Annotated in this window: 9 protein-coding genes; 5 read left to right on the top strand and 4 right to left on the bottom strand. The window is 71.8% G+C overall.

The features are described from left to right. Window positions 1–3: 3 nt before the first annotated feature. Both ACFUC1_RS19490 and ACFUC1_RS19495 read right to left on the bottom strand, forming a co-directional pair. On the bottom strand, window positions 4–537 hold the full coding sequence (locus ACFUC1_RS19490) for a hypothetical protein (protein ID WP_379122784.1): 534 nt from the start codon (window positions 535–537) through the stop codon (window positions 4–6). A gap of 274 nt (window positions 538–811) precedes the next feature. After that, window positions 812–1,522, bottom strand: coding sequence for a flavodoxin family protein (locus ACFUC1_RS19495; protein ID WP_379122800.1), 711 nt, complete (start codon window positions 1,520–1,522; stop codon window positions 812–814). Window positions 1,523–1,687: 165 nt separating this feature from the next. Here ACFUC1_RS19495 and ACFUC1_RS19500 point away from each other — a divergent pair, with 165 nt between their 5' ends. Next, the gene (locus tag ACFUC1_RS19500) at window positions 1,688–2,674 is read left to right on the top strand and encodes a carbohydrate kinase family protein (RefSeq protein ID WP_379122786.1); all 987 of its coding nucleotides are present in this window, start codon (window positions 1,688–1,690) and stop codon (window positions 2,672–2,674) included. A 3-nt stretch (window positions 2,675–2,677) separates the two neighbouring features. Beyond that, window positions 2,678–3,367, top strand: coding sequence for a leucyl/phenylalanyl-tRNA--protein transferase (aat, locus tag ACFUC1_RS19505; protein ID WP_379122788.1), 690 nt, complete (start codon window positions 2,678–2,680; stop codon window positions 3,365–3,367). Here aat and ACFUC1_RS19510 read toward each other — a convergent pair. Then, window positions 3,360–3,608 carry a sulfurtransferase TusA family protein gene (locus tag ACFUC1_RS19510; protein WP_379122790.1) on the bottom strand — a complete coding sequence of 83 codons (249 nt, stop codon included), beginning with the start codon at window positions 3,606–3,608 and terminating at the stop codon, window positions 3,360–3,362. The genes aat and ACFUC1_RS19510 overlap by 8 nt on opposite strands. Next, a complete protein-coding gene (locus ACFUC1_RS19515; protein WP_379122792.1) occupies window positions 3,605–4,786 on the bottom strand; it encodes a cysteine desulfurase family protein in 1,182 nt (393 codons plus the stop codon). Before ACFUC1_RS19515 ends, ACFUC1_RS19510 begins: the two co-directional genes overlap by 4 nt. A gap of 171 nt (window positions 4,787–4,957) precedes the next feature. Between ACFUC1_RS19515 and coxB the strand changes: the two genes are divergently transcribed. Genes coxB through ACFUC1_RS19530 form a run of 3 tightly spaced genes read left to right on the top strand, consistent with a single transcriptional unit; the run spans window position 4,958 to window position 7,982 of the window. Further along, window positions 4,958–5,779 (top strand): cytochrome c oxidase subunit II, encoded by an 822-nt coding sequence (gene coxB / locus ACFUC1_RS19520; protein WP_379122794.1) that lies wholly within the window; start codon window positions 4,958–4,960, stop codon window positions 5,777–5,779. After that, window positions 5,779–7,578: a cytochrome c oxidase subunit I gene (gene ctaD / locus ACFUC1_RS19525; RefSeq protein WP_379122796.1), complete on the top strand. Its 1,800-nt coding sequence runs from the start codon at window positions 5,779–5,781 to the stop codon at window positions 7,576–7,578. The genes coxB and ctaD overlap by 1 nt, the downstream gene beginning before the upstream one ends. A 2-nt stretch (window positions 7,579–7,580) precedes the next feature. Further along, window positions 7,581–7,982 carry a cytochrome c oxidase subunit 4 gene (locus tag ACFUC1_RS19530; RefSeq protein ID WP_379122798.1) on the top strand — a complete coding sequence of 134 codons (402 nt, stop codon included), beginning with the start codon at window positions 7,581–7,583 and terminating at the stop codon, window positions 7,980–7,982. The last annotated feature ends 43 nt before the right edge of the window (window positions 7,983–8,025 follow it).

An 8,025-nucleotide genomic window follows, 5' to 3' on the forward strand; every position in this document is an offset into this window, starting at 1 on the left:
GGCTCAGGCAGCCACGGCGCCGGTGCGGCGGCGACCCAGCAGGGGGCGCCACGGCCCCGCCGCCAGGACGAAGACGACCAGGGCGACAAGCAGCACCGACAGGGGCAGCACCCCCGCCACCGACACGGGGTCGCCGCCGGCGCCGAACTCGGCGGTGGCCTCGGAGACCAGGGGCGGCACCGACCCCGTGACCGGGCGACCCGTCACGCCGCTCGCGCGCACGCCCTCGACGAAACCGAGGACGGAGAACGTCCACAGGAGCTGGAGCACCACCCACGTGCCCAGCGCGACGTACCCGCCGAACGCCCACCGCGGCCGGCCCCTGTAGGTCTCGGCCACGGCATACGCCATCGCCCTGGGGGACCGGATCGCCAGCAGGGCGCGCGTCGTGCCCTCGCGCTCGGCGGCCTCGTCGAGGTTGGCGCGCAGCTCGGCGCGCAGCTCCTTGCGGCGACGGCCGGGCACCCCACGGAAGTCCATCCAGAAGTCGTAGCGGGCCACGGCCCCGGCGATGCGGGAACGGTCGACGATGGTCATGCGGTCTCCCCCTCGGTGGCGGGCGGTGCGGCGCCCGTGACGGTGTCGACGGCCGCGACGAGCGACCGCCAGGCCCGGCCGCGGGCGGCCAGCTCGGCCACCCCCGCCGGGGTCGTGCGGTAGTACTTCCGGGCCGGGCCGGGCCCGACGCCGACGGCTCGAGGTGGGACTGCAGGAGCCCGGCCGACTCCAGCCTGGTCAGGGCCGCGGGCACCTGACTTTGCCGAGTACCCGGTGGGTGTGGGTGCCGGTGTCGCACGCGTCCGGGCAGTCCCTACCGGTACTCGGGGTTGGGGGAGTCGAAGCGGTCGCCGGCGTCCCACGCCACCCGCTGGTTGCCGCCGACAGGGAAGCCGCCCGCCACCGTGAACATCGCCGCGAGGTGCATGAGGTTGAACGTCATGAACGTCGTGTTCCGCCGGGTGAATTCGTTCTCGGGGCCGCCGCTGCCCTCGTCGAGGTACGACGGGCCGGGGCCGGCCTCGCCGATCCAGCCGGCGTCCGCGCCCGGCGGGATGGTGAAGCCGATGTGCTGCAGGCTGTAGAGGATGTTCGAGGCGCAGTGCTTGATGCCGTCCTCGTTGCCGGTGATGATCGCGCCGCCGACCTTGCCGTAGTAGACGTACTGCCCGGCCGCGTTGGTCATCGAGGAGCCGCCGTAGAGCCGCTCGACGACCCGCCTGGTGACGCTGGAGTTGTCGCCGAGCCAGATCGGGCCCGCGAGGACGAGGATGTCCGACTCGAGGATCTCGGCGAAGATCGTCGGCCACTCGTCGCGGTCCCAGCCGTGCTCGGTCATGTCGACGTAGACGCCCGTGGCGATGTCGTGGTCGACTGCGCGGAACTCGCGGACGTCGACCCCGTGGTCGCGCATGATCCCGGCGCTGACGTCGATGAGGCCCTGGGTGTGGCTGCGCTCGGGCGAGCGCTTCAGCGTGCAGTTGACGAACGTCGCCCGCAGCCCCCCGAAGTCCAGCGCCTGCATCGCCTCGGTCGCCGTCTGCGTCCCCGGCTGTCGCCCCGCCTGCTCGCCCGGCTGTGCCCCCGTCTGCTCGCCCACCTGTGTCCCCGTCCCTGCCCCCGTGTCGGTCATGGACCGACTGTCCACCGCGGCGCTGCCGACCGCAACGGCAACGGGTAGGTTTCCCGTGTGCGTATCGCCGTCACCGGGTCCATTGCCACCGACCACCTCATGACCTTCAAGGGGAGGTTCCGCGACTCCCTCGTGGTCGAGCAGCTCGACAAGGTCTCGCTGTCGTTCCTGGCCGACGACCTCGAGGTCCGCCGTGGGGGAGTGGCCGCCAACATCGCGTTCGGCATGGCCAACCTCGGCCAGCGGCCGATCCTCGTCGGTGCCGTGGGCGAGGACTTCGCCGACTACCGCAGCTGGCTCGAGCGACACGGCGTGGACTGCGCGTCCGTGCACGTCTCGGAGTCCCGGCACACCGCCCGGTTCGTCTGCACCACCGACGAGGACATGGCCCAGATCGCCACCTTCTACGCCGGGGCCATGAGCGAGGCCCGGGCGATCGAGCTCGGCCCGATCGCCGAGCGGGTCGGCGGCCTCGACCTCGTCGTCGTCGGGGCCAACGACCCCGAGGCGATGCTTCGCCACACGCGCGAGTGCCGCTCGCGGGGCATCCCGTTCGCCGCCGACCCGAGCCAGCAGCTCGCCTTCGCCGACGGCGAGACGATCCGCCAGCTCATCGACGGCGCCGACTACCTGCTCACCAACGAGTACGAGGCCGCGCTCACCGAGCAGAAGACCGGCTGGTCCTCCGAGGAGATCGCCGCGCGGGTCAACACGCGGGTCGTCACCAAGGGCAAGGACGGCGTCACCATCGAGCGCAAGGGCGAGGACCCGATCCACGTCTCGGTCGCCCGCGAGGTGCGCCGGGCCGACCCGACCGGTGTCGGCGACGCGTTCCGCGCCGGCTTCCTCACGGGCCTTGCCGCCGACCTCGGCCTGCGTCACGCGGCGGAGCTCGGCTCGATGCTGGCGACCTACGTCATCGAGACCGTGGGGACCCAGGAGTACACCCTCGGCAAGTCCACGTTCCTCGCCCGGCTCGCCGAGGCGTACGGCCAGGACTCGGCCGACGCGATCGAGCCGCACATCGCCTGCGTAGCCCCCTGACCGGTGGTCGCCCCCGAGCCCGTCGAGCCCCTGCCCAGCGGCTGGGTCTTCGACCTGTCCGGGGTCGACGCGGGGGAGGACCTCGTCGCGGTCGGCGGTGACCTGCGCGCGGGGACGATCCTCGAGGCGTACCGCACGGGCGTGTTCCCGATGGGCCTCGGTGACCACGGCGCCCGGCCGATCGGGTGGTGGTCGCCCGACCCGCGCGGGGTCCTGCTGCCCGGCGGGGTGCACGCGAGCCGCTCGTTGCGGCGCTCGCTGCGGCGCTTCGAGATCCGGGTCGACACCGCGTTCCGCGAGGTCGTGGCCGCGTGCGCGGACCCCTCGCGCGAGGGCCGGTGGATCACCACCGAGATCGCCGACGCGTACATCCAGCTGCACGCGCTCGGCTGGGCGCACAGCATCGAGACGTGGCAGGACGGCGAGCTCGTCGGCGGCCTCTACGGGCTGTGCGTGGGCGGCCTGTTCGCGGGGGAGTCCATGTTCCACCACGTCACCGACGCCTCGAAGGCGGCGGTGGTCGCGATGGCCGGCCACGTCTTCGCCGACGGTGACCCGCGCCGCATCATCGACGTGCAGTGGGCGACCGACCACCTGCGCACCCTCGGCATCGTGAGCATCCCGCGACCGGAGTACCTGCGCCGGCTGGCCGACGCGATCCACCTCGAACCGCCCGCCTTCGCGGTCAGCTGACCGCCGTCCCCGGGCTCCCGAGCCGGACCCGGTATGCCGTGTGCTCGCCGCAGTCCCGCGCCCCCACGAACGTGTGGCCGCGCATCCGGCACCACGCCGGTACGTCCGCCGCCGCGGCGGGGTCCGTGGACCACACCTCGAGCTCGGTCCCGGGAGCGGCGTCCCGGGCCCGCTGCGCCAGCCGGATGACGGGCAGAGGGCAGCGCAGGCCGCGCGCGTCGACGACGTCGTCCTCGCTCACAGCCGCCGGGCCCCCAGCTCCTCGCGCACCCGCTCGACGGCCCCGGGCAGCGCCCGCACGAACGCGGCCACGCCCGCGGCCCGCTCCGGTGCGACGGCGGCGAGGGGGAGCGTGACCCGCACGTTGCCGTGGGTGAGCGCGCCCATGGCCGCCAGGACGTGGCTCGGCTGCAGGGTGCTCGCGGTGCAGGCCGAGCCCGACGCCACGGCGAAGCCCGCCCGGTCCAGCTCGCGCACGAGCGCCTCGCCGTCGGCATACAGCGCGGAGAAGGTGAGGACGTGCGGCAGCCGGCCCTGCGGGTCGCCGACGACGTCGACGTCGGGCAGCCGGCCGGCCGCCTCGCGCAGGTCCCCGACCAGTGCGAACGCCTCGGCCGCGTCCTCCCCGCGCACCGCCTCCGTCTGTCGCCACGCCTCTGCAGCCGCGAGGGCCAGCGGCACCCACGGGGTGTGCCGCGAGGCGCCGTGCAGCGCCGCGTCCGGGTCGGTGGCGCCCGGCAGCAGCCACCGGGTGCGCTCGGGCACGACGAGGACCCCCAGCCCGCCGGGACCGCCCCACGACTGGGCGTCGCCCGCGAGCACGTCGTATGCCGTGGGCGCCGGGACGCGCCCCAGCGACGCCTGCGCGTCGACCGCCAGGGGCACGCCCGCTGCCCGGCAGGCGTCGTGGGCCTCCTCGAGCGGCTGGAGGGTACCCACCTCCCCGTTGGCGTGCTGCAGGGCCGCAGCCACGGTGCCGGGCACCGCCAGCGCCTCCCTCCAGGCGTCGAGGTCCACGCGCCCCAGCCGGTCCACGGGGACCTCCGCCAGGAGGCCCGGGTCCCCGGCCCGGTCGACCTCGTGCCTGGCCGGGACGAGGACCGCCGAGTGCTCGACCGCGGAGGCGACCGTGCGGGCGCCGCGGCGCCGCCCGGCGTGCCGCAGGCCGTCCAGCGCCCACCGGACCGCGGTCGGCCCGTCGGGGGCGAAGGTGACCTCGGCCGGGCGGACGCCGAGCCCGGAGGCGAGCACCTCGCGCGCCTGGTCGAGCATCCGGCGCGCCGCCCTGGCCTCGGCGTGCAGCCGCCGGGGGTCGGCCCAGCCGGCGTCGACGGCGGCCAGCAGGGTCGCCCGGGCGGCGGGGTGCACCGGGCCCGGGGCCGCGTCGAGGAGGACGCGCTCGACAGGGGGATTCGCCACACCCCGACGGTAGCCGTACCCCGACCCGACACCGCCTCCCGGCTGGAGTAGGGTTTGGCGCGAATGGCCCATCACTGCTTCGAAGAAGGTGCACCGTTGCGTCAGCACGACGTCCCTGCGCCGCGCCCCCCGCGCCGGCGGACAGTTCTCCGCAGGTCCACCGTGGGTGCCGTGGCCTCCCTGCTGGCGGTTGCCCTCTCGGGCTGCGCCGGTCGCGTCCAGGACGGCTTCCTCCCGCGCGCCGCCACCCAGGGCGGCGAGCGCGTCACGACCCTGTGGAACGGCGCCTGGATCGCCGCCCTCGCGGTCGGCGTCCTCGTCTGGGGCCTGATCCTGTGGTGCGTCGTGGCGTACCGGCGCCGCAAGGACGACACCGAGCTCCCGGTGCAGCTGCGCTACAACGTGCCGATGGAGATCCTCTACACCGTCGTCCCGGTGTTCATGATCGCCGTGCTCTTCTACTACACCCAGCGTGACGAGTCGGCCCTGCTGGACACCAGCAAGACCCCCGACGTCGTCGTCAACGTCATCGGCAAGAAGTGGTCCTGGGACTTCAACTACGTCAACGAGGGCACCTACGAGAGCGGCACGCAGGCCGAGCTCACGGGCAAGGAGGGCGCCGAGGCGTCCCTGCCGACCCTGTACCTCCCGGTGGGCAAGCGCACGGAGTTCATCCTGACCTCGCGCGACGTCATCCACTCGTTCTGGGTGCCGGCCTTCCTGCAGAAGCTCGACATGATCCCGGGCCGGGTCAACAAGTTCCAGGTCGTACCGACCGAGATCGGTGACTTCAAGGGCAAGTGCGCCGAGCTCTGCGGCGCCTACCACTCGCAGATGCTGTTCAACGTCAAGGTCGTCGACCAGGCCACCTACGACGCCCACATCGCCGAGCTCAAGGCCAAGGGCAACACCGGTCAGCTCGACAACAGCCTCAACTCCGAGCGGATCATGAACAACCAGCAGAACCTCGTCCCGAGCACTGGGAGCAAGTGATGGCAGCGGCGACCGAATCCACGGCGGGCACCTACCTGCGCTCGACGCAGGGCACCTCCACCCGGCGGCTCACCAAGGGCCAGACCGTCGTGAAGTGGATGACGACGACCGACCACAAGGTCATCGGCAACCTCTACTTCATCACCTCGTTCATCTTCTTCATGTTCGGCGGCGTGCTCGCGCTGCTCATCCGCGCCGAGCTCTTCGAGCCGGGCCTGCAGGTGGTCGACAACCCCGAGCAGTACAACCAGCTGTTCACCATGCACGGCACGATCATGCTGCTGCTGTTCGCGACGCCGCTGTTCGCCGGCTTCGCCAACGCGCTGATGCCGCTGCAGATCGGTGCGCCCGACGTGGCGTTCCCGCGCCTGAACATGTTCGCCTACTGGCTGTACCTGTTCGGTGGCCTCATCGCCTCGGCGGGCTTCCTCACCCCCCAGGGTGCGGCCTCGTTCGGGTGGTTCGCGTACGCCCCGCTCTCGGACGCCTCGAACAGCCCCGGCCTCGGCGGTGACCTCTGGGTCTTCGGCCTCGCTCTCGGTGGCTTCGGCACCATCCTCGGTGCGGTCAACTTCATCACCACGATCATCTGCATGCGTGCCCCGGGCATGACCATGTTCCGGATGCCGATCTTCACCTGGACGGTGCTGATCACCTCGCTGCTCGTGCTGATGGCCTTCCCGGTCCTTGCCTCCGCGCTGCTGGCCCTGGGTGCCGACCGCAAGTTCGGGGCGCAGGTGTTCCAGCCCGAGAACGGTGGGCCCATGCTGTGGCAACACCTGTTCTGGTTCTTCGGGCACCCCGAGGTCTACATCATCGCCCTGCCGTTCTTCGGCATCATCAGCGAGATCCTCCCGGTCTTCTCCCGCAAGCCAATCTTCGGCTACAAGACCCTCGTCTTCGCCACGATCGGCATCGCCGCGCTGTCGGTGACGGTCTGGGCGCACCACATGTACGCCACCGGCCAGGTGCTGCTGCCCTTCTTCGCGGTGATGACGATGCTCATTGCGGTGCCGACCGGCGTGAAGTTCTTCAACTGGATCGGCACGATGTGGGGCGGCAAGCTGTCCTTCGAGACGCCGATGCTGTGGTCGATCGGCTTCCTCGTGACGTTCCTCTTCGGCGGCCTGACCGGCATCATCCTGTCCAGCCCGGCGCTCGACTTCCACCTCTCCGACAGCTACTTCGTGGTGGCCCACTTCCACTACGTCGTCTTCGGCACCGTGGTGTTCGCGATGTTCGCGGGCTTCTACTTCTGGTGGCCCAAGCTCACCGGCCGGATGCTCGACGAGACCCTCGGCAAGATCCACTTCTGGATGCTCTTCGTCGGGTTCCACACCACCTTCCTGATCCAGCACGTGCTCGGTATCGACGGCATGCCCCGTCGCTACGCCGACTACCTGCCCGAGGACGGCTTCACGTGGATGAACCAGGTCTCGACCTACGGGTCGTTCCTGCTCGGCGCGTCGACCCTGCCGTTCCTCTACAACGTCTGGAAGACCTGGCGGACGGCCCCGCTGGTGGAGACCGACGACCCGTGGGGGTACGGCGCGTCCCTCGAGTGGGCGACCTCCTGCCCGCCGCCGCGGCACAACTTCGACGTGATCCCGCGGATCCGCTCCGAGCGCCCGGCCTTCGACCTGCACCACCCGGAGGCGGCACCGTTCACCACCCTTCCGGCCGACCCCGACACCCTGACGCGGATCATCGGCGGCCCCGACGGCAACGGCCCGCACGCGCACCACACCGGTGAGCTGGACCACGACCTCAACCCCCGATTCCACGAGGAGCGCGACTGAGCATGAAGATCGAGTTCAAGCTCTTCGTCATCCTGGCGGCCTTCTTCGCCCCCGTCGGGCTCCTCTACGGCATCTTCACCCACTGGCGGGAGCCGGTCGGTCCCGCGGGCCTGTTCCTGTCGGCGGGCCTCGGCGCGATGATCGCGTTCTACCTCTGGGCGACCGGGCGCCGCCTGCCCGAGCGCCCGGAGGACAACCCCGCCGGCGAGATCGACGAGCAGGAGGGGGAGTACGGCTTCTTCAGCCCGCACTCCTGGTGGCCGCTCCCGCTCGCCGGGGCCGCTGCGGTCTGCTTCCTCGGCCTCGCGGTGGGGTGGTGGCTGTTCATCATCGGCGCCGCGTTCGGCGTCGTCGCCCTCGTCGGGTGGACGTTCGAGTACTTCAAGGGTCCGCACGCCGTCTGACCTGCGCGGACACCGGACGAGGCGGTGGGGCACCCGGAGCGGG

Origin of the sequence: Pedococcus sp. NPDC057267 (assembly GCF_042668795.1) — a bacterium.
Classification (GTDB): Bacteria; Actinomycetota; Actinomycetes; order Actinomycetales; family Dermatophilaceae; genus Pedococcus.